The following is a 19,639-nucleotide window of genomic DNA, read 5'->3' as shown; positions in this document are numbered from 1 at the left end:
AGCCGCGACCTATCGTGATCCCGCTCCATCCGGAAGGCCCGGCGAGGCGCCCCGGGGGGAGGTCGATCCGTGTCGAACGCGCATGCCCGACCGGGCCACGACCGCTCGATCGCCCTCGGCCTGGTGCTGCTCCTGCTCGCCGCCGTCCTCGTGGTCCTGCCCGCGTCGAGGGCCGCGGCGGCCACGGTCCTCCTCCAGGAGGGCTTCGGCGGCACCAGCGTCGCGGACTCGGCGTGGCAGCCGCTCGACGCCGCGTGCCTCACCCGGGCGACCGCGACTCCGCCGACCGGCAGCTCCCGGCTGGGCACGTGCGTGACCCCGAAGAACGCGGCGCCGGCGACCTCGACGGATCCGGGCTTCCTGCAGCTGACGGACAGCCGCGGATCCTCGAAGGGAGGCGCGGTCTTCAACCGGCCGATCCCGGCCACCGGCGGACTCGATGTGCAGTTCGACCAGTACCAGTACCAGGGCACGCTCGACGTCACCGGCGGTGACGGGATCGGGTTCTTCCTGACGGACGGCTCCCGCAGCCTCACCGCGGCGGGAGCCTCCGGAGCCTCGCTCGGATACGGGCAGTCCTCGACCAGCGACGGGGTCAGCGGCGGCTACCTCGGTATCGGACTGGACGCCTATGGGAACTTCTCGAGCACGGCGAACGGGCTGGGAGCGGGCTGCCCCACCGCTCCTCCCGGGTCGCTCGCCAACCGGATCGTCGCTCGCGGGCCCGGCGACGGGAGGACCGGCTACTGCTTCATCCAGAGAGCGTCGCCCGGAACTCTGCAGTCCCTGCGCCCGACGGTCAACCTGGGGGACCCGACGAATCCGCCGGCGTCGAACGGACGCACCATCCGCATCACGGTGTCGGCAGCGGCCACGCCGGTGGTGACGGTCTACTACGGCTCCACCGCAGGCCTGGCGGCCGCCTCACTCGCGCAGGTGATGCAGTTCACGATGCCGACCGCAGCTCCGTCCACGTACAAGCTCGGCTTCACCGCCTCCACGGGGGGTTCGTTCGACACCCACCTGATCCGGAACGTCTCCGTCTCGTCCATCAACACGCTCGACGACATCACCCTCGTCAAGCAGATCGACCGCACCACCGCCCAGCCCTCCGCCTACACCGAGGGCGCTGCGATCCCCTACCAGTTCGTCGTGACGAACGGCTCGATCAAGGCGTCCCTCAGCGGGATCGTCGTCACCGACCCGAAGGTCGCGACGATCACCTGCGCGGCCACGACGCTCGCTCCGCTCGCCTCCACGATCTGCACGGGATCCCATACGGTCACGGCCGCAGAGGCGGTGGCCGGCTCCCTCGTCAACACGGCGACGGCCTCGGCCACACGGACCGCGACCGGCGAGACGACGACGACCGTCACGAGCAGGACCGCCACCGTCACCGCCCCCATCGCCACCCCGGCTCCCGCTCTGACCCTCACCAAGACCGCCCTGCTCACCGACACGAACGGCAACGCCCAGGCCGACGCGGGCGAGCAGATCCGCTACTCCTTCCTCGCCCTCAACTCCGGCACCGTCACTCTGCAGAACGTCGCGGTCACGGACCCGAAGGTCACCGGCATCACGCCCGCCTCGACGCAGCTCGCCCCCGGAGCGAGCGCCACCTTCACGTCGGCGCCGTACACGGTCCTTCAGACCGACATCGACAAGAACACGTCGCTCGTCAACACGGCGACCGTCTCCGGCCGCACCCTGGCCGCCACGCCCGTGACGGTCACCGCGACCTCCACGGCCACCACGCCGATCCGCTACGCGCCCTCGATCTCGCTGACGAAGAACGGCACGATCCCGACCGGCGCCGCCGTGGGCTCGACCGTCTCCTACAGCTTCACCGCCACCAACACCGGCAACACCGGACTGAGCGCCGTCGCGGTCACCGACCCCAAGAGCGGGCTCTCCGCGCTCGCCTACTCCTGGCCGGGGACCGCCGGGCGCCTCGAGATCGGCCAGTCGGTCACCGCGACCGCCTCGTACACGCTCACGCAGGCCGACGTCGACGCGGGCCAGGTCCTCAACACCGCGACCGTGACCGGCACCCCTCCGACGGGCGCCGCCGTCACGGCCACCGCCTCGCGGACGGTGACGATCGCCCGCACGAACGACCTCGCGCTCACCAAGACCGCGAACCCCGCCTTCATCAGCGCCGCCGGCACCGTGGTGACCTACACCTTCCGCGCGTCCAACACCGGCACCACCACCCTCACCGCGGTCGCGATCAGCGACCCCAAGAGCGGGCTCTCCGCTCTCACCTACTCCTGGCCGGGCACTTCCGGACGACTGCTACCCGGCCAGGTCGTCACCGCGACCGCCGCCTACACGACCACCGCCGCCGACGTCACCGCCGGCACGATCGCCAACACCGCCACGGCGACGGCGACCGGCCCGACCGGCGGGGCGTTCACCCGCACCGCCTCGGTGAGCATCTCGGTGATCCCCGATCCTGCCGCCGACGCCGCAACGGTCGTGCAGGGCGGATCGGTCGTGATCGACGTGCTCGCGAACGACGGGCCCGCCGCGACCGGAGCGACCTTCTCGCGCGCGCAGCTCTCGGCGACCCCGAAGGCGATCGGAGGCGCGGCGACCCCCGCCCCCGCCACTCCCGTGCAGGGGTCCGTCTCCTGCGTCGCGAGCGGAGCGACCCGCGGCCAGTGCACCTACCGCCCGATCGCCGCCTTCGTCGGCACCGACGTCTTCGACTACTCCCTCTCGGGCCAGTACGGCACCTGGAACGTGCGGGTCACGGTCACCGTCACCGCGCTGAACCGCGCGCCGGTCGCCCGGCCCGACCGCGTGGTCGCGACCACCGGCGGCCCCGCCGTCACCGTCGCTCCGCTCGCGAACGACACCGACGAGGACCCGGGCACGACCCTCGCCCTGGCCGGCACGAGCGTCCCGGCCGGGCTGCGCGGCACCTTCTCCTGCTCCGGATCCACGTGCACCTACACGCCCGCGACCGACGGCTGGACCGGGAGCGCGACGATCGCGTACACGGTCACGGACGGCGCGCTCACGGCGGGCGGCACGATCACGGTGTGGGTCGATCCCGCCCCCCTCGTCCGGCGCGGCTTCTCCGGCACCGGCAGCACGAGCGGAGCGGTCGGGCTCGGCGCCTGGACCAGCTCCTCCGTGGTCGCCACGCCCGTCGCGAGCTGCACGGCCGGTCGGCCGAGCACCCTCGTGAGCTGGTCGGCCGCCGCCGGAGCGACCGGCTGGACCCTGGAGCGCCGCCTCGCGGGGACGACGCCCGGCCCGTGGACCGTGATCGCGGCACCCGCCGCCTCCGCGACGAGCTTCACCGACGACCGGGTCGGTGAGGGCCGCAGCTACCAGTGGCGGGTCCGCCCGGACCTGCAGCGCTGGCTCGGAGTCGCGTCCGCCGCCTCGACCGCCGTCGCCCAGCCGGCCGTCACCACCGCCGGAGGCTGCTGATGCCTCCCCGCCGACACCCCTCTCGTCCTGCACGTGTCCTCGTGAGGGAGACCACGCCCGCACCGGGCACCACCCACCAGAAAGGAACGGTCGCCATGACCACCACAGCACCCACCCGTCGCAGCCCCTGGAAGAAGATCGCCCTCACCGGCGGCGTCCTCCTCGCCGCGGGAGCCCTCGCCGGCGCCGGCGCCTTCGCCGTGTTCACCGACTCCGGGACCGCCGTCGGCAACGTCGACGCCGGCCAGACCGACATCTCGGTGACCGGAGCGTTCACGGTCGCGAACATCGCGCCCGGCGACACCGTCCAGCGCCCGATCAGCCTCGTGCTGCCGAACGCGACCAACGACGGGGACCTCGTCTCGTCGGTGCGCTTCTACCAGGACGTCACCAACGACGTCGTCGGCTCGGACACCACCGACCCGGGCCGCGTCGGCGCGTCCCTCGTCACCGGCGCGAACGGACTCGACTACCGCCTGCTGACCTGCTCCACCGCCTGGGTCCCCGCCGCCGCTCCCGCGGAGGCCGGCCCCTACACCTGCGCGGGCACGCAGACCGTCACCGGCACCGGCAAGCTCTCGACCATCGGCGGAGTCGCCAACGCGGCGAACTTCACCCCGGCGAACTTCGGCATCACCCCCACCACGACCGGGACCTTCCCCTCGGACGCCGGTGACGTGACGCTGAACACGCTGATCGAGCTCGTCCTGCCGACCGCGGCCGACAACGCGTACGAGAACGCCTCCGCCACGGTCACCTTCACGGCCGCCGCGATCCAGCGCGCCGGCATCCAGAAGTAGACCGTCCCCCACCGCCTCCGTCCTGCCCGGCCGCCACCGGCGCGGGGCGGAGGCATCCCCCTTTCCTCCCGGAGTCGTCCCCATGCCCCACGCCCGTGCGCTCGTCGTCGTCCTCGCGGCGGTGATCCTCGCGCCCGCGGCGAGCGCCGAGCCCGTCGGCGTGCTCGACGTGCGCGAGCTCTCGGCGCCCGGATCCCTCACCGACCTCGCTCCGGGCGACCGCGCCGAGTGGGCGGTCGAGGTGACCAGCACCGGCCTGTCGCCGCAGGGGGTCTCCGTGGCCTTCGCGGTCGACGGAGGGACGCTGGCGCAGGACCCGCGCGACGGCCTCCAGCTGTCCGTCGAGCTCTGCGACTCGGCGTTCACGGTCGCCGAGGTCGTCGACGGGGGGCGCACGGTCGAGCGCTACCTCTGCCCGGAGGAAGCGATGCCGCTCGGATCCGGACCCGCGGCGACGCTCGGCCGGCTCGACGGTGTCCGTCCGCTCGAGCGCGGGGCCACCGTGGGCGTGCGCGTCCGCGTCCTGTTCCCGGAGTCGGCCGGCAACGGGACCGAGCTCGCGGCGGCGTCGCTGCGGGTGCTCGTGGGCACGACGGAGGAGGATCCCTCCGCGACGCCCGGCCCCGGTTCCTTCCCCGGAGCGGCGGGCGGCGGGCTGGCCGTCACCGGCCGCGACCTGGGCGCCGCGCTCCTGGGCGGGATGCTCGCCCTCGGCTCGGGCGCCCTGCTCGCCGCGGCTGCGCGCCGTCGTCACCGGAGGGAGCAGGCGTGAAGGCCCTCCGCGCTCTCCTCGGCGGACTGGTCACGATCGTGGCCGTCGCCGGCATCGCCGTCTTCGTCCTCTCCGCGCTCGGTCTCGTGCGGCTCGTGCCGGTGCTGTCGAACTCGATGGCGCCCGGGATGCCCGTCGGCTCCCTCGCCGTCACCCTGCCCGTCGACCAGGCCGCGATCCGCGCCGGCGACGTGATCGTCTTCACCGACCCGGACGATCCGGGCCGCCGCGTCATCCACCGCGTCACCCTCGTCTACTCCGAGGAGGAGGCGGCGGCCCTCCGCGGCCGCGAGCCCGGCCAGCTGGCGCTCACCACCAAGGGCGACAACAACGAGTCGGCCGACCCGTGGATCGTGACGATCGCGGACGAGCGGATCTGGCGCGAGAGCTCGGTGGTGCCGCTGCTGGGCTGGCCGAGCATCGGCCTCGCCCACCCGGAGGCGCGGTTCGCGCTCTTCGCCGCGGGCGGCGCGGTCATCGTGGGCGCGCTCCTGATCGCCATCTGGCGCCGCCCCGCGGAGGTCGCCCCGTGAGCGGCGCGCACCGCTCGTCGGACGGCACGCCGCCCCCGGAGCCCCTGCGTCCGCCCGCTGAGCACGGGCGGCACAGCGCCCGGCCGTCCTCCCGCGACCGCGGAGCCCCGCGCCACTCCCCCGAGGTCCGCCGCCGCGTGGTCTCCCGCGCCGGCCTGGCGGGACTCGTCGCCGGCGCGCTCGTCCTCGGCGCCGCCGCCACCGCCACCGCCGTGCTCCTGGACCGGGGCTCCGTGAGCGCGCGGGTCGCCTCCGGCACCGTCATCGCGACGTTCACCGGCACCGGAGCGACGACCGTGCCGGTCCCCGTCGCGGGCCTCGTCCCCGGTGGCACGGCCCGGCGCCTCCTCGACCTGACGAACGCCGGGACCCTGCCGATGTCGGCCCTCCAACTGCAGACCGCCACGGGCACCGACCTCTCGGACGGCCTGCAGCTCGCGATCGAGCGCTGCTCGCTGTCCTGGTCGGCCGATGCCGCGACCTGCCCCGGCACCGTCACCACCGTGTCGGCCGACCGCCCCGCCGCCTCCCGCCTCGACCTGCCCGGCTCCCCCGCCCTCGCCGTCGGAGCGACCGACCACCTCCGCTTGACCGTGCGCCTCTCGGAGTCCGCGCCGTCCGCCGCGCAGAGCACTTCCGCGACGCTCACCGTCACCGTCGTCGGCGTGCAGCGTCCGGGCCGCCAGCTGTAGGCGCGGCGGGCCCACGCCTCGGCGGCACCACCGCCGCGCCGTCCACTCTCGCGTCAGCGCTGAGGCGCCCTAGTCGGTCGTCGACACGCCAGAGCGGGCGACCGTCTCGGGCGACTCAGCGGGGCCGCGGGTACCTCGGTGGTGCCTCGCTACTCGCGTAGGGCCGCCACGGCGTCGTGGAAGCTCGGCACGTCGGAGAGCACGCCCTCGGGGCCCAGCACCGTCCAGGTCGTGCCCGTGCGGATCAGGACGCCCAGCTCCTCGGCGGGCCGGCGGCGGGTGCGGCGCAGCTCGAGCACGAAGACTCCGGGACGCGCCTCTCTGATCTCGGGAGTGCGCCGGTCGGGCAGCATCACGAGTCCTCCCCGAGGGTCAGCGGTAGACGCTCCACTCCTTCTTCACGATCCGGCGCTCCTCGCCGTCGACCGCGACGATCCACTCGCCGTCCTTCTTGGCCACGACCCGCCCGCGCAGGTACTGCGGCTCCCAGCCGTCGGCCTTGTTGACCCACTTCACGAACCGCGCGAACCGCCCCGGTGCCACGTCGTCTCTGGACATCTCTCGACTCCCCTCGTCGTCACCGGCACGTCCATCGCCCTCCGTCAGGAGAGCACCTCGCCCAGCGCGAGGAGGACCTCTCCTGTGAGGTCTCGAAGCCGGTTCATTGACGGTAGAACGCGCTGCTGGAAGTGGACGAGACCGTTGACTGATCGACGATCGTCTGGCAGTGGGGTCAGGATGCGGCAGCGGATTCAGGAGTCGAACAGCACGTGCGGCCGTCCGGCGTCGACGATCACGCGGGCGCGCACCCCGTAGACGTCCGCGATCAGCGCCGGGGTGAGCACCTCCTCCGGGGTGCCGCTCGCGACCACGCGCCCCTCGCGCAGCACCAGCAGCGCGTCGCAGAAGAGGGCCGCGAGGTTGAGGTCGTGCAGCGCGACGACCGTGGTCACCGGCAGCGCCCGCACCAGGGCCAGCAGCTCCAGCTGATGGCGGATGTCGAGGTGGTTGGTCGGCTCGTCCAGCAGCAGCTCGCGCGGCTCCTGCGCCAGCGCCCGGGCGATGTGCGCGCGCTGCCGCTCGCCGCCCGAGAGGGTGTGCCAGAGGTGGTCGGCCTTCGCCTCGAGGCCCACCTGCTCGAGGGCGCGATCGATCGCGCGCAGGTCCTCGGCCGTGTCTCCGCCCAGGAGGGAGCGGTGCGGGGTGCGCCCCAGCCGGACGACGTCGCGGACGGGGAGGTCCGCCTCCGTCTCGGCCTGCTGCGTCACCGTGGCCACGGCCCGGGCGACCTCGCGGCGGCGGAGCGAGCGGAGCGGCGCGCCGTCGAGGGTGACGACGCCGGCGTCCGGAGCCGCGGTGCCCTGCAGCAGCCGCAGCAGCGACGACTTGCCCGAGCCGTTGGGCCCGAGCAGTCCCACTGTCGAGCCGGGAGCGGGGCGGAGCGAGACCCCGTCGACCACCAGGCGGCCGCCCCGGCGCCACGAGACCCGGTCGGCCTCGAGCGTCACGAGCGGCCCCTCCGCCGCAGGAGCAGCAGCATGAACACCGGCACGCCGACGAGTGCCGTGCCGACCCCCACCGGCAGCGGAGTCGGCGCGAACGCCACCCGTGACCCGGCGTCGACCCACACCAGGAACACCGCGCCGAGCAGGATCGTCGCCGGGATCACCCGCGAGTGCCGCTGCCCGAACACGAGTCGCGCGGCGTGCGGCAGCACCAGCCCCACGAAGCCGATCGCGCCGGCGATGCTCACCAGGGTCGCCGTCAGCAGGGCCGTCACCACCAGCAGGAGGAGGCGGGTGCGGCCCACGTGCACGCCGAGCGACGCGGCCACGTCCTCCCCGAAGGCGAACGCGTCGAGCGTGCGCGCCGCGGCGAGGCAGACCACGGAGCCGAGCAGCACGACTCCTCCGCTCAGCGCCACGTCGTCCCAGCGCATGCCCTCGAGGGAGCCGAGCAGCCAGAACATCACGCCGCGCGTCTCGTCCGAGTCGGCGAGCGCGAACACGATCAGCGAGGTCAGCGCCGAGAACAGCTGCGTGCTCGCCACCCCCGCCAGGATCACGCCCGAGGTGCCGCCCGCCGAGAACCGCGTGAGCAGCAGCACGAAGCCGAAGGCGACCAGCGCGCCGACGAAGGCGCCTCCGGAGAGCCCGACCACTCCTCCGCCGACCCCGAGCACGCCGACGAGCACCGCGCCCGTGGACGCTCCGGACGAGACGCCCAGCACGAACGGGTCGGCGAGCGGATTCCGCAGCAGCGACTGCAGGATCACTCCGCACACGCCGAGCCCCGCCCCGCAGGCCGCGGCCACGAGTGCGCGCGGGAGGCGCTCCTGCCAGACGATCGCGTCCTCGGCCGGGCGCACCGGGACGGAGGCGAGCCCGAGGTGGTTGAGGAGGATGTCGCGGACGTTGACGAGCGAGACGTCGGCCGGGCCGAGCGTCACCGCGACGCCGACCGAGAGCGCCAGCGCGAGCAGCCCGCCGACGACCAGCGCCGCGGCGGCAAGGCCCCGCGGCACCCGGCGGACGAGGACCGTGCCCGTGCCCGTGCCCGTGCTCAGAGCGACGCCCCGTTCTCGTCCCACCAGGCGCGGATCTTCTCGAGCCCGTCGACGAAGCGGATCGACGGGTTCATCTCGGCGCCGTGGAGCGCGATGAAGCGGCCGTCCTGCACCGCGGGCAGGCTGCTGGTCAGCGGGTCGGAGGGGAGGAACGCGGTCTTGTCGTCGAGGCGGTCGCCGGGGAAGCGGTCGCGCTGCAGGTCGCCGAGGACCAGGACGTCCGGGTCGGCCGCGACGACGCTCTCCCAGCCGACGGCGGGCCAGTCCTCCGTGCGGTCGGCGAAGACGTTGGTCATGCCGGTCGTGGTGCCGAGCATCGAGGCGAAGTTGTAGCCGCCGGCCATGTAGGGCGTCTTGGTGTCGGCGAACCAGAAGGCGACGCTCCGGCCGCCGAGGTCGACCCCCTCGGTGGCGGCGGCGGCGCGCTCCTGCAGCTGCGCGACCAGGGCGTCACCGCGCTGCTGCACGTCGAAGACCTCGGCCAGCTCGTGGATCTCCTGGTAGAGGACGTCGACGGTCAGCGGGACGGTGCGCGTGCCGCTCCCGCCGTTGACGCTCGCCCCGTTGTCGCAGTCGGAGGGGGCGAGGTAGGAGCCGATCCCCGTCTCGGCGAGGCGGTCGCGCGAGGCGACGCCCTCGGGCGCGTAGTGGCGGCCGAAGGAGGCGGTGACGAAGTCGGGGTCGGCACCGAGCAGCACCTCGTAGGTGGGCGCGTTGTCGGCCAGGCGCGGCACGCTCTCGTTCGCGGAGGCGAGGGTCTCGAGCACGGGGTCGGTCCAGGAGGCGGTGCCGACCATCCGGTCCTCGAGGCCGAGGGACAGCAGGATCTCGGTCGAGTTCTGGTCGAGGGAGACGACCCGCTGCGGAGGGGCGGTGACGGTGGTCGCGGTGCCGCAGTTGTCCAGCGTGAGCGGGTACGAGGTCGTGCCCTCCCCCGCGGCGGCCGTGCTCTCGGGCTCGATCTGCTCGGAGGCGCCGCAGCCGGTGAGGGCGAGCAGGGTCAGGGCGGCGAGGGCGAGGGCGGCGGGGCGCCGTCGGTGCGTGGACATGGATCTCCCGTGGTTCGTGGGCGTCGGTCGTCGGCCCGGTTCATAGGCCCGGTTCATGGGCCCGGTTCGCCGGCAGGGCTCGTCGGCCCGGTCCGTCGGCGGGCGGCACCCGCGTGTCGGCGCGCAGCCCGAGTAAGCATAGCCTTACCTCACTTCAACCCGTCCATTCGCGCCAGTCGATCCGCGCCACCGACCCTCGGCCGCCCTCGGCCCGGCCCGCCGGCGACTCTGCAGGAGTCGCCGTGGTCACGCGCGAGGACGGCGGCTGCCGAGTCCTCACCGCACTCAGAAGGCCCGGAACAGTCGAGTAAGCGGACACCTGTCGCGCACCTCGACTCCGCAGCCCCCAACCAGGTGGACAGCACCCCGGACACGGTTCCCCTGGGGGCGGGAGAGCGCGATCCTGGACTCCGACGCTCGACGGCGCCCGCCCCACCGCCCGCCGACCGTCACGGAAGGAACCCGTTGCCCCGCCACTCCGCCCGCACCGCCCCCTCAGGCCGGTCCGCGCTGGTGCGCAAGGCCGACGCGTCCGGCTACCGGCCCGAGATCGAGGGACTGCGCGCCATCGCGTCCCTCCTGGTCGCGACGTTCCACATCTGGCTGGGCCGCGTCTCCGGAGGCGTCGACGTCTTCTTCGTGATCGCCGGGTTCCTCACCACCCTGACCCTCCTCGGCCAGATCCGCCGGTTCGGGCGCGTGCGTCCGATCGCCTTCCTCCGGAGGCTCGCCTCGCGGCTCTTCCCGGCGGCCGCGGTGGTGCTGGTCGTCGTCGCGGCGCTCGCTCCGCTCCTCCTGCGCCCCTCGCAGCTGCTGCAGACCTTCACCGAGGTGCTCGCCTCGACCTTCTACGTCGAGAACGTCGCGCTCGCGCGGGCCGGAGTGGACTACCTCGCGCAGGACGACTTCCACTCGCCGGTGCAGAACTTCTGGGCGATGTCGGTGCAGGGGCAGTTCTACCTGGTCTGGCTCGCCCTGGTGCTCGTCGCGACCCTCGCCGCCGTGCTGCTGCGGCGCCGCGCGCAGCTGCCGCGGTTCCTGCTGGCGCTCGTCGCGGCGCTCACCGTCCTCTCGTTCGCGTTCTCCGTCGTGCTGGTCGGGATCGACCAGCCGACCGCGTACTACAGCACCCTCGCCCGCTCGTGGGAGTTCGGGCTCGGCTCGCTCGCGGCCCTCGTGCTCCCGGGACTGGCGATCCCGGCGGCCCTGCGGACGGTCGCCGGGTGGTTGGGGCTGATCGGAGTCGTCTCCTGCGGGTTCGTGCTCCAGGTCTCGAGCGCGTTCCCGGGCGCCGCCGCGCTCTGGCCGACCCTCTCGGCGGTGCTCGTGCTCGTCGCCGGGACCGGCCCCGCCCCGGAGCGCGGCGTCGGCCGACTGCTGGCCCTGCGCCCGCTCGTGTGGCTGGGCGGCCTGAGCTACGGGATCTACCTCTGGCACTGGCCACTCCTGGTCTTCTGGCGCGAGAGCACCGGCGAGGACCCGACCGCCCTCGCGGGCCTGGGCGTCATCGCCGCCGCGATCCTCCTGGCCGCCGCCTCGAAGCGCTTCCTCGAGGACCCCCTCCACCGCCGCGCCCCCGCCGAGCGCCCGCACCGCCTCCGCGCGCTCGCCCCGGCGGCCCTGCTGGCCGTCGCCGCCCTGGTCGGAGCGACGGGCCTCACCGGAACGAACGCCGCGATCGCCGCCGACCTCACCCGCGCACACGCCCTCCCCGTCTCGACCGAGGGCTGCGTCGGAGCCGCGGCGCTCGCGAACGCCTGCCCCGACTCCTGGACCACGAGCCTGCCCGCCGTCGACGCCTCGGAGGACGGCTCCGCCCTGAACACCGACGAGTGCAGCACGGGCAACTCCGGCACCGCGCTCAAGGAGTGCCGCTTCGGCGATCCCGCCGGCCTCCGCGTGCTGCTCATCGGCAACTCGCACGCGGCGTCGTTCTTCCCGGCGCTGCGCGGCGTCGCGGAGGAGCGCGGCTGGGACCTGCACACCTACTACAAGACGGGCTGCGTCTTCTCGACCGCGGAGCGGCGCGACGACTCCGCCTCCTCCCGGCGCTCCTGCGACGTCTGGAACGAGAAGCTGCAGGAGGAGCTCGCGGGCCAGGAGCCGTACGCGCTCGTCGTCACCGCCTACTCCGCGAAGAAGTCCGTGTTCGTCGACGCGTCCGGCACCCCCGACGAGCAGGCCGGCATCGACGGGTTCCACGAGTCGTGGGCGCCGCTGATCGCCCGCGGATCCACGGTGGTCGCGATCCGCGACAATCCGGTGCTGCCCTCGCTCTCCCTGCTGGCCTGCGCCGAGGAGCCGGGCTCCGCGGCCGACTGCAGCGTGCCGCTCGACGAGGCCTTCGCCGACCGCGAGCTGATGGCCGCCGCGGCCGAGGGCTGGCCGGGCGCCGCCGCCGTCGACCTCACCCGCTGGTTCTGCGACGACCGCGGCTGCCCCCTCGTGATCGGCGGAGTGAAGGTGTACCGCGACCTCGGGCACCTCACCGAGTCGTACGCCCGGACCCTGGCGCCCTACCTCGGCGAGGCGCTGGACCCGCTGGTCGGCTGAGGGCCCTCGCGCTCGCCTCCGGACGCATGCAAGACTGTTTATACGAACAGGGGATCGGAGGAGCCGATGGGCCACTCTCACGGCGTTCCAATCGGCTCCGCCGCCGCACGGCACCGGCGTCCGCTCGTGACCGCCTTCGTGCTGACCGCGGCGTTCATGGTCGTCGAGTTCGCGGTCGGAGTCGCGACGGGCTCGCTCGCGCTGCTCTCGGACGCCGCGCACATGGGCACCGATGTGCTGGCGCTCGGGATGTCGATCGCCGCGATCTCGCTCGCCGCCCGCCCCGCCGCGAAGGGCCGCACCTACGGCTCCTACCGCCTCGAAGTGCTGGCCGCCCTCGCCAACGGCCTGCTCCTGTTCGCGGTCGCCGCGTTCGTGATCGTCGAGGCCGTCCGCCGCTTCGCCGAGCCGCCCGCGGTGCCCGGCGGCCCCCTCCTGATCACCGCCGTCGTGGGCCTGGCGGTCAACCTCGTGAGCCTGCGCCTGCTGTCGGCCGGGGCGAAGGAGAGCATCACCCTCCGCGGAGCGTCCCTCGAGGTGCTCGGCGACGCACTCGGATCGATCGGCGTGATCGTCGCGGCGATCGTGCTGCTCACCACCGGCTGGGCGTGGGCGGATCCGATCGTCGGCGTGCTGATCGGGCTGCTGATCCTTCCCCGCACCTGGTCGCTGACGCGGCAGGCGCTGGGGATCCTGATGGAGTCGGCGCCCGCGCACGTCGACCTCGCAGCGCTCGAGCGCGACGTCTGCGCCGTCCCCGGCGTGCTCGCGCTGCACGACCTGCACGTGTGGACGATCACCTCGGGCATGGAGAGCGCCACCGGCCACGTGGTCGTCGCCCCCGACGCCGACTACCGCACCGCGCTCTCGCGGGTGCTCGCCGTGCTCCGCGAGCGCCACGGCATCGACCACGCGACCATCCAGTGCGAGCCCGAGGCCTTCCCGGAGACGACGCATCGCGTCTGAGCGCGGGGGTGGCTTACACACCCGCACGCCTCCGCATGCCCACGACCCTCCAGGACTCGTCGCACTCGGCGCCGACTGCGACGACTCCCGGCCTCTCGCCGACGCGGGCCCCGCGCACCCCTGAGCACCTTCCGATTGTTGACGTGAACATGTACAGTCGGCCGTCAGGGCGCGTTCACGTGAACATGCCCGCATTTCGATGGCGAAAGAGAGACCGCATCAATGTCGATGTCCTTCAGAAGGGTCGCCGCGCTCGCCACGAGCGCCGCCCTGGCCACAGGAGCACTGCTGGCGATCCCCGCCGCAGCGGCCCCCGCTCAGGCCGCGGACGCGTTCCGCATCACGCCGAACCCCGCCGCCGCCGGTGAGGCGTTCGAGGGCTGGGGCACCAGCCTCGTCTGGTTCGCGAACGCGACCGGCGGCTATCCCGAGGCCCTCCGCGAGGACCTCTACCAGAAGGTCTTCGGCGACAGCGGCCTCGACCTGAACATCGCCCGCTACAACATCGGCGGCGGCAACGCCTCCGACGTGAAGGACTACCTCCGCCCGGGCGGCGCCGTCGAGGGCTGGTGGAAGCCGAACCCGGCCGGCGACGCGTCGACCTACGGCGGCACCTCCACGAAGCTCGCCGACCGCGACGCGCTCCTGGCCAAGTGGAACGCGGACGACCCCGCCTCCTACGACTGGACCGCCGACGAGACGCAGCGCTGGTGGGTCGAGAGGCTGGCCGAGGAGAAGCAGATCTCGCACTGGGAGGCGTTCTCCAACTCCGCCCCGTACTTCATGACCGAGAGCGGCTACGTCTCGGGCGGCTTCGACGCGAACAGCGAGCAGCTGAAGCCCGCTGCCGAGGAGCAGTTCGCGAAGTACCTCGTGAAGGTCACCGAGCACATGGAGGACGAGTACGGCATCGAGTTCGACACGCTCGACCCCTTCAACGAGCCGAACACGAACTACTGGGGCACGCAGCTCTCCAACGGCGTCCCGACCGGCGGACGCCAGGAGGGAATGCACGTCGGACCGACGCGCCAGGCGGGTCTGATCCCCGACGTCGCCGCCGCGCTGGACGCCTCGACCACCGACGCCGGCATCGCCGCGATGGACGAGACCAACCCCGACATCTTCGCGACGAACTGGGCCGCCTACTCCGCCGCGATCCGCGCCGAGGTCGACCGGATGAACGTCCACACCTACGGCACCTCGGGCCGCCTCAAAGTCCGCGACCTCGCGAAGCAGGCCGACACCGACCTGTGGATGAGCGAGATCGAGGGCAACTGGGTCACCGGCTTCGATCCCACCAACATGGAGAACGGCCTCGGCATCGCCGGCCGCATCAACGACGACCTGCGCGAGCTCGAGCCCAAGGCGTGGGTGCTCTGGCAGCCCGTCGAGGACTACTACAACATGCAGCAGCCCAAGCCCAAGGGCGAGAACCTCAACTGGGGCTCCGTCTACATCGACCTGGACTGCAAGCCGTACCAGGAGAACGGGACCGAGGTCTGGAAGTCGGTCCGCCGCGTCGCCGACGCCGGTGGCGACTCCACCAAGGCCCCGGTCTGCGGCGTCGAGACGAACTCGAAGTTCAACACCATCCGGAACTTCACCAAGTTCATCCACGAGGGCGACCACCTGATGCCCTCCAACGACAGCTCCTCTACCGCCGCCGTCCGCGGCGACGGCTCGGGCGCGACCGTCGTGCACACCAACAGCACCGCGACCGAGAAGACCGTCGTGCTCGACCTCTCCCGCTTCGGCACCATCGCCGACACCGCGACGGTCACCCCCTACGTCACCACGAAGGCCTCCTCGGCAGCCGCTCCCACGAGCAACGCCCTGGTCGCCAAGACGCCGGTGAGCGTCGACCGCATCTCGCGCACCGCCACGATCACCGTGCCCGCCAAGTCGGTCACGAGCTTCTCGATCGACGGAGTCTCGGGAGTCGCCGACTCCGCCCCCGCCCTGCGCGACGGCCACCGCTACCAGCTGGTCGGCACCCAGAGCGGCAAGGCCCTGACCGGCAACCCCTCGGGCGCCGCGACCACGATCACCGGCCTCGCCACCGACTCCGCCACGGCCGCCAAGCAGACCTGGACGGTCCGCGAGGTCGCCGCCGGCGAGCGCGAGGCCACCCGCCGCGTCGTCCTCGTCAACGGCGACGGACGCGTGCTCGGAGCCACGACCGCCGGCACCGACCTGCGCTCGCTGTCCGTCGACGCGGCGAAGACGACCGCCGCGACCCGCTGGATCGTCAACACCACCGACGGCGTGAACTTCTCGCTCGTCAACGAGTCCATCGCCCAGTCGCTCGACGTGAACGGCGGCTCCAGCGCCGACAACGCGTCGGTCGGCGTCTACACCTCCAACGGCGGAGCGAACCAGTCGTGGTCCCTCCGCGACCTCGCCCCGACCGCCGGCCAGACGATCGCCGTCCGCACCACCGCGGGCGTCGCTCCGACCCTGCCCGCGAGCATCACCCCGCAGTACTCCTGGGGAGCCGGCGCACCGCTCGCCGTCACCTGGCAGCGCCCCGCCGACTCGGCGTACGGCGCGACCGGCCGCGTCGAGGTGCCCGGCACCGCGACCGACCTCTACGGCCAGACGATCACGGTCACCGCGCTCGTCGACGTCGGCGGACTGACCGCGACCGACCCCGTGTCGGTCACGGCCGCCGCGGGCGCCTCGGTCGCCGGAGTGAAGGCCTCGGCCCCGACGACGGTCCCCGCCCGCGTGGGCGCCTCGGCCAGCACCTTCCCGGTGCCGGTCGTCTGGGACTGGACGCCGCTCACCACCGCCTCCCTCGCCCGGGCCGGGCAGGTGACGGTCTCGGGAACGGCGACCGCCGACGGCGCGACGCTCCCCGCCACGCTCACGGTGCTCGTCACCACGGGCACGCTCCGCAACTTCAACCCGGACGCCGGCATCGTCGCGACCGCGTCGTCGTCGGAGTCGGGCTACGGACCGGAGCGCACCCGCAACGGCGTCGACGGCGACAAGGGCTGGTCGAACTGGACCAACGGCACCAAGGCCGCGCAGAGCTCGCTGACCTACACCTTCCCCTCGACGCACCAGGTCGAGAAGGTGTCGGTGCAGTTCCTCGCAGACGGCGGCACCAGCTGGGCGCAGACCTACCAGCTGCAGTACCAGGCCGCCGACAGCACGGCCTGGACCGCGGTCCCCGGCTACGAGTCGGCCGTGGCCCTCGCGTCGCCGGCCGGTGGAACGGCTCCGACCCTGGTCGCGTCGTTCGCGCCCGTCACGGCCAAGGCCTTCCGCGTCGTGATGAACGCCTACGACAACACGCACCTGATCGTGGCCGAGACCAAGCTCTACGAGTCGGTCGCCTCGCCCGCCGCGGTCACCACCCTGGGCGCCCTGCGCGTCGGAGGAGCCGGCATCGCCGGGTTCGACCCGGCCCGCACCTCCTACGCGGTCACCGTCGAGGGCACGGCGATGCCGGTGATCGGAGCAGTGGCGACCGACTCGGCGGCCACCGTGCGGATCACCCAGCCGACGACGGCGAACGGCGGAGTCGCGACCATCGCGGTCCGCGCGGCCGACGGCTCCGTCACCTCGACCACGACGGTGACGGTGACCCTGAAGGCGCCCGCCGCCCTCGCGGTCGCGGTCACGGCGACCACCCGCTGCATCGCCGGCAAGGTGACGCTCACCGTCGCGGCGAAGAACGAGTCCGGAGTGCCGGTCTCGATGACCATCGCGACGCCCTCCGGGTCGAAGCAGGTCACCGGAGTCGCGCCCGGCGCGAGCGGCAGCGCCGCGTTCACCACGCGCGCGGCCTCGGTGCCGGCCGGCCAGGCCACCGTCACCGCGACGGGCACGGTCGACGGTGAGCAGGTCACCTCGGTGGCGACGGGAGCGTACGCGGCCCGCAGCTGCTGACGCCCCCTCCGACACGGACCGCCTCCGCCCCTCCGGGGACGGGGGCGGTTCGCCGTTCGCCGTCGGAGCGGCGCTGCGCGGGCGGCGCGTCGTTATATCTCTGCACGCCCGCGGCGCGGGCTACTCGATCGACATGGATTCGTGCCGGTCGGGCAGCCGCACACCTCCGTGCCGGTGGAGCGACCGCGCACCCCTATGCCGGTCGACCAGCCGCGGCACGCGGCGTATCGAGACCCCGCTCAGTGCCCCGCGGCCGCCTCGTCGCGGGTGCGCAGACGCGAGACGCCCATCACGACGGCCGCGATGACCAGACCCAGCACGAGGCCGAAGATCATCGAGACGAAGGTGTCGGCCAGCCACACGACGACCGGGCCCGCGCCCTCGACCGCGTGGGTGACGACGTGCACGAGGTCGTACGGACCGTGCCACACCGTCTCGGCGAGGTTCGCGACGACGAGGTGCCCGCCGACCCAGAGCATGGCGAGCGTCCCGATGATGCTGATCGCGCGGAACACGACCGGCATCGACGCGACGATCCTCGCCCCGGTGCGCCGCACGCCGCGAGCCGCGTTCTTCATCAGGCGCAGGCCCACGTCGTCGATCTTCACGAGCAGCGCGACGGCGCCGTAGACGAGCACGGTCATCCCGAGCCCGACGACCAGGAGCGCGCCGAGCGTGGGCCAGATCCCGAAGTCGGGGTCGAGGCCGTCGAGCGCGATCAGCATGATCTCGGTGCTCAGGATGAGGTCGGTGCGGATGGCGCCGAAGACGAGCTTCTTCTCGTCGCGCGCCTCCGTCTCGTGGCCGCCGTGCGAGACGCCGAACCACTCGAGCACCTTCTCCGCCCCCTCGAAGCAGAGGAAGGCGCCGCCGAGGATCAGCAGGTACGGCAGCACCTGCGGCGCGAACGCCGAGAGCAGCAGCGCCAGCGGGATGATGATGACGAACTTGTTGAACAGGCTCCCCAGCGCGATCCGCCCGACCACCGGCAGCTCCCGCGCGGGCGTGAGGCCCTGCACGTACTGCGGGGTGACGGCCGCGTCGTCGATCACGACGCCCGCCGTCTTGGCGCTCGCCTTCAGGGCGGCGGTGAGGATGTCATCGACAACCGCGAGCAGGCCGACCGACATGTGCGTCTCCTTGGAGGTCCGAGGTGAGAGGGCTCACAGTATCGCGAGCTCCGCGGTCGAGCGGGAACGGGGAGGGGCGTGGGCCCGGCGGAGGGGGTCCGGTGGAGAGGATCTGGATACGCCGGCGGGGCCGGCTCCTCGATCAGCGTGAAGGGCGGGCGGGCTCCGCGGAAGCGTCAGGAGGCGGCGGGGGCCGGGCCGGTGCTCTCGCGGACGATGAGGCGGGTCGGCACGAGCGAGACGCCGGTGCGCTCGCCGGACTCGAGCTCGCGCAGGAGGATGTCGACCGAGCGGCGGCCCGTGTCCCCGAAGAACTGGCGCACCGTCGTCAGCGGCGGCCAGAAGCTCGCCGACTCCTGCATGTCGTCGAAGCCCGCGACGCTCACTTCGCCGGGCACGGCGCGTCCGGCCTCGTGCAGGGCGCGCAGCACGCCGAGCGCCATCTGGTCGTTGGCGGCGAAGATCGCGGTGACCTCCGGATCGGCGGCGAGCCGCTTGCCGAGGCGGTAGCCGGAGTCGGTGGACCAGTCGCCGACCAGCACCTCCGGCACCGGGGCGCCGCGCTCGATCAGGGTCGACTCCCACGCCTCGTGGCGGCGCTCGGCGGAGTAGGAGCGGTCGGGACCGGCGATGTGGTGCACGGTGCGGTGGCCGAGTCCGAGCAGGTGCTCGACGGCCTGGCGGGCGCCCGACATCTGGTCGGTGTCGACCACCGGGTACTTCTCGCCGCCGGCGGAGTCGACGACCACCACGGGCAGGTCCGGCGGGAGGACGATGTCGGCCTCGTCGAGCAGGTGCGCCTCGACGATGATGATGACGCCGTCGACCGCCTCCTCGCTCAGCCGGTGGAACGCGACCGACACCTCGCCCTGGGTGGGGTGGGAGACGGGGATGAGGGTGATCGAGTAGCCCGCGTCGGCGGCCGCGATCGCGATGGCGTCGAGGGTGCGCATGTTGCCGAACGAGGACAGCGTGAACATGATCACGCCGATGCTGTGGAAGCGGCCCGTCCGCAGGGCCCGCGCCGCGCTGTTGGGCCGGTAGCCGAGGGCCCGCATCGCCTCGAGGACCCGCTCGCGCGTCTCGCCGTCGACGTTCTGCTTGCCGTTCGACACCCGCGAGACCGTCTGGCCGGAGACGTTCGCGCGCCGGGCCACGTCGGCCATCGAGACGCCGCGTCGCGGCCGGGCGGACGGGGACGGGCGGTCGGTCTCGAGTGACATGGGCTTCCCTTTAT

The 19,639-nt window shown here is 73.2% G+C and carries 15 protein-coding genes; 8 read left to right on the top strand and 7 right to left on the bottom strand.

The window, feature by feature from the left end:
• Positions 1-69: 69 nt before the first annotated feature.
• From C5C49_RS08325 to C5C49_RS08305, 5 genes are all read left to right on the top strand, one after another.
• Positions 70-3,444: an Ig-like domain-containing protein gene (locus C5C49_RS08325; RefSeq protein ID WP_258068418.1), complete on the top strand. Its 3,375-nt coding sequence runs from the start codon at positions 70-72 to the stop codon at positions 3,442-3,444.
• 95 nt (positions 3,445-3,539) lie between these two features.
• The gene (locus tag C5C49_RS08320; RefSeq protein WP_104329561.1) at positions 3,540-4,244 is read left to right on the top strand and encodes a TasA family protein; all 705 of its coding nucleotides are present in this window, start codon (positions 3,540-3,542) and stop codon (positions 4,242-4,244) included.
• 82 nt (positions 4,245-4,326) lie between these two features.
• Positions 4,327-5,016 carry a hypothetical protein gene (locus C5C49_RS08315; RefSeq protein ID WP_104345906.1) on the top strand — a complete coding sequence of 230 codons (690 nt, stop codon included), beginning with the start codon at positions 4,327-4,329 and terminating at the stop codon, positions 5,014-5,016.
• Entirely contained in the window at positions 5,013-5,549 is a 537-nt protein-coding gene (locus C5C49_RS08310; RefSeq protein WP_104223395.1) for a signal peptidase I, read from the top strand. Before C5C49_RS08315 ends, C5C49_RS08310 begins: the two co-directional genes overlap by 4 nt.
• The gene (locus C5C49_RS08305; RefSeq protein ID WP_104260823.1) at positions 5,546-6,241 is read left to right on the top strand and encodes a peptidase; all 696 of its coding nucleotides are present in this window, start codon (positions 5,546-5,548) and stop codon (positions 6,239-6,241) included. The genes C5C49_RS08310 and C5C49_RS08305 overlap by 4 nt, the downstream gene beginning before the upstream one ends.
• Before the next feature lie 149 nt (positions 6,242-6,390).
• Here the strand turns inward: C5C49_RS08305 and C5C49_RS08300 are convergent, their stop codons facing one another.
• The 5 genes from C5C49_RS08300 to C5C49_RS08280 form a co-directional block, all read right to left on the bottom strand.
• Positions 6,391-6,594 carry a hypothetical protein gene (locus tag C5C49_RS08300; RefSeq protein WP_104234084.1) on the bottom strand — a complete coding sequence of 68 codons (204 nt, stop codon included), beginning with the start codon at positions 6,592-6,594 and terminating at the stop codon, positions 6,391-6,393.
• Positions 6,595-6,613: 19 nt separating this feature from the next.
• On the bottom strand, positions 6,614-6,799 hold the full coding sequence (locus C5C49_RS08295; RefSeq protein WP_104223398.1) for a hypothetical protein: 186 nt from the start codon (positions 6,797-6,799) through the stop codon (positions 6,614-6,616).
• Between the two features lie 194 nt (positions 6,800-6,993).
• Positions 6,994-7,749: an ABC transporter ATP-binding protein gene (locus C5C49_RS08290; protein ID WP_104329795.1), complete on the bottom strand. Its 756-nt coding sequence runs from the start codon at positions 7,747-7,749 to the stop codon at positions 6,994-6,996.
• The gene (locus tag C5C49_RS08285) at positions 7,746-8,831 is read right to left on the bottom strand and encodes an iron ABC transporter permease (RefSeq protein WP_104345905.1); all 1,086 of its coding nucleotides are present in this window, start codon (positions 8,829-8,831) and stop codon (positions 7,746-7,748) included. The genes C5C49_RS08290 and C5C49_RS08285 overlap by 4 nt, the downstream gene beginning before the upstream one ends.
• Positions 8,804-9,856 carry an ABC transporter substrate-binding protein gene (locus tag C5C49_RS08280; protein ID WP_104345904.1) on the bottom strand — a complete coding sequence of 351 codons (1,053 nt, stop codon included), beginning with the start codon at positions 9,854-9,856 and terminating at the stop codon, positions 8,804-8,806. Before C5C49_RS08280 ends, C5C49_RS08285 begins: the two co-directional genes overlap by 28 nt.
• Before the next feature lie 465 nt (positions 9,857-10,321).
• Between C5C49_RS08280 and C5C49_RS08275 the strand changes: the two genes are divergently transcribed.
• From C5C49_RS08275 to C5C49_RS08265, 3 genes are all read left to right on the top strand, one after another.
• Complete coding sequence (locus C5C49_RS08275; RefSeq protein ID WP_104345903.1) at positions 10,322-12,409, top strand: acyltransferase family protein; 2,088 nt, start codon at positions 10,322-10,324, stop codon at positions 12,407-12,409.
• A 66-nt stretch (positions 12,410-12,475) separates the two neighbouring features.
• The gene (locus C5C49_RS08270; RefSeq protein WP_104260826.1) at positions 12,476-13,375 is read left to right on the top strand and encodes a cation diffusion facilitator family transporter; all 900 of its coding nucleotides are present in this window, start codon (positions 12,476-12,478) and stop codon (positions 13,373-13,375) included.
• A 228-nt stretch (positions 13,376-13,603) separates the two neighbouring features.
• Positions 13,604-17,272: a glycoside hydrolase gene (locus tag C5C49_RS08265; RefSeq protein ID WP_146084866.1), complete on the top strand. Its 3,669-nt coding sequence runs from the start codon at positions 13,604-13,606 to the stop codon at positions 17,270-17,272.
• A 239-nt stretch (positions 17,273-17,511) separates the two neighbouring features.
• Here the strand turns inward: C5C49_RS08265 and C5C49_RS08260 are convergent, their stop codons facing one another.
• Positions 17,512-18,402, bottom strand: coding sequence for a DUF808 domain-containing protein (locus C5C49_RS08260; protein ID WP_104223404.1), 891 nt, complete (start codon positions 18,400-18,402; stop codon positions 17,512-17,514).
• Between the two features lie 176 nt (positions 18,403-18,578).
• On the bottom strand, positions 18,579-19,625 hold the full coding sequence (locus C5C49_RS08255; RefSeq protein WP_146079327.1) for a LacI family DNA-binding transcriptional regulator: 1,047 nt from the start codon (positions 19,623-19,625) through the stop codon (positions 18,579-18,581).
• Positions 19,626-19,639 lie beyond the last annotated feature (14 nt).

Source organism: Rathayibacter sp. AY1E2, assembly GCF_002932325.1.
GTDB lineage: Bacteria > Actinomycetota > Actinomycetes > Actinomycetales > Microbacteriaceae > Rathayibacter.
This window is presented reverse-complemented; position numbering and strand designations above follow the sequence as displayed.

Bases quoted from the DNA above. Each gene is read 5' to 3' on its own strand.
- C5C49_RS08260 (WP_104223404.1), bottom strand. From the start codon at position 18,402: ATGTCGGTCGGCCTGCTCGCGGTTGTCGATGACATCCTCACCGCCGCC.
- C5C49_RS08265 (WP_146084866.1), top strand. From the start codon at position 13,604: ATGTCCTTCAGAAGGGTCGCCGCGCTCGCCACGAGCGCCGCCCTGGCC.
- C5C49_RS08255 (WP_146079327.1), bottom strand. From the start codon at position 19,625: ATGTCACTCGAGACCGACCGCCCGTCCCCGTCCGCCCGGCCGCGACGC.
- C5C49_RS08300 (WP_104234084.1), bottom strand. From the start codon at position 6,594: ATGCTGCCCGACCGGCGCACTCCCGAGATCAGAGAGGCGCGTCCCGGA.
- C5C49_RS08320 (WP_104329561.1), top strand. From the start codon at position 3,540: ATGACCACCACAGCACCCACCCGTCGCAGCCCCTGGAAGAAGATCGCC.
- C5C49_RS08295 (WP_104223398.1), bottom strand. From the start codon at position 6,799: ATGTCCAGAGACGACGTGGCACCGGGGCGGTTCGCGCGGTTCGTGAAG.
- C5C49_RS08270 (WP_104260826.1), top strand. From the start codon at position 12,476: ATGGGCCACTCTCACGGCGTTCCAATCGGCTCCGCCGCCGCACGGCAC.
- C5C49_RS08280 (WP_104345904.1), bottom strand. From the start codon at position 9,856: ATGTCCACGCACCGACGGCGCCCCGCCGCCCTCGCCCTCGCCGCCCTG.
- C5C49_RS08315 (WP_104345906.1), top strand. From the start codon at position 4,327: ATGCCCCACGCCCGTGCGCTCGTCGTCGTCCTCGCGGCGGTGATCCTC.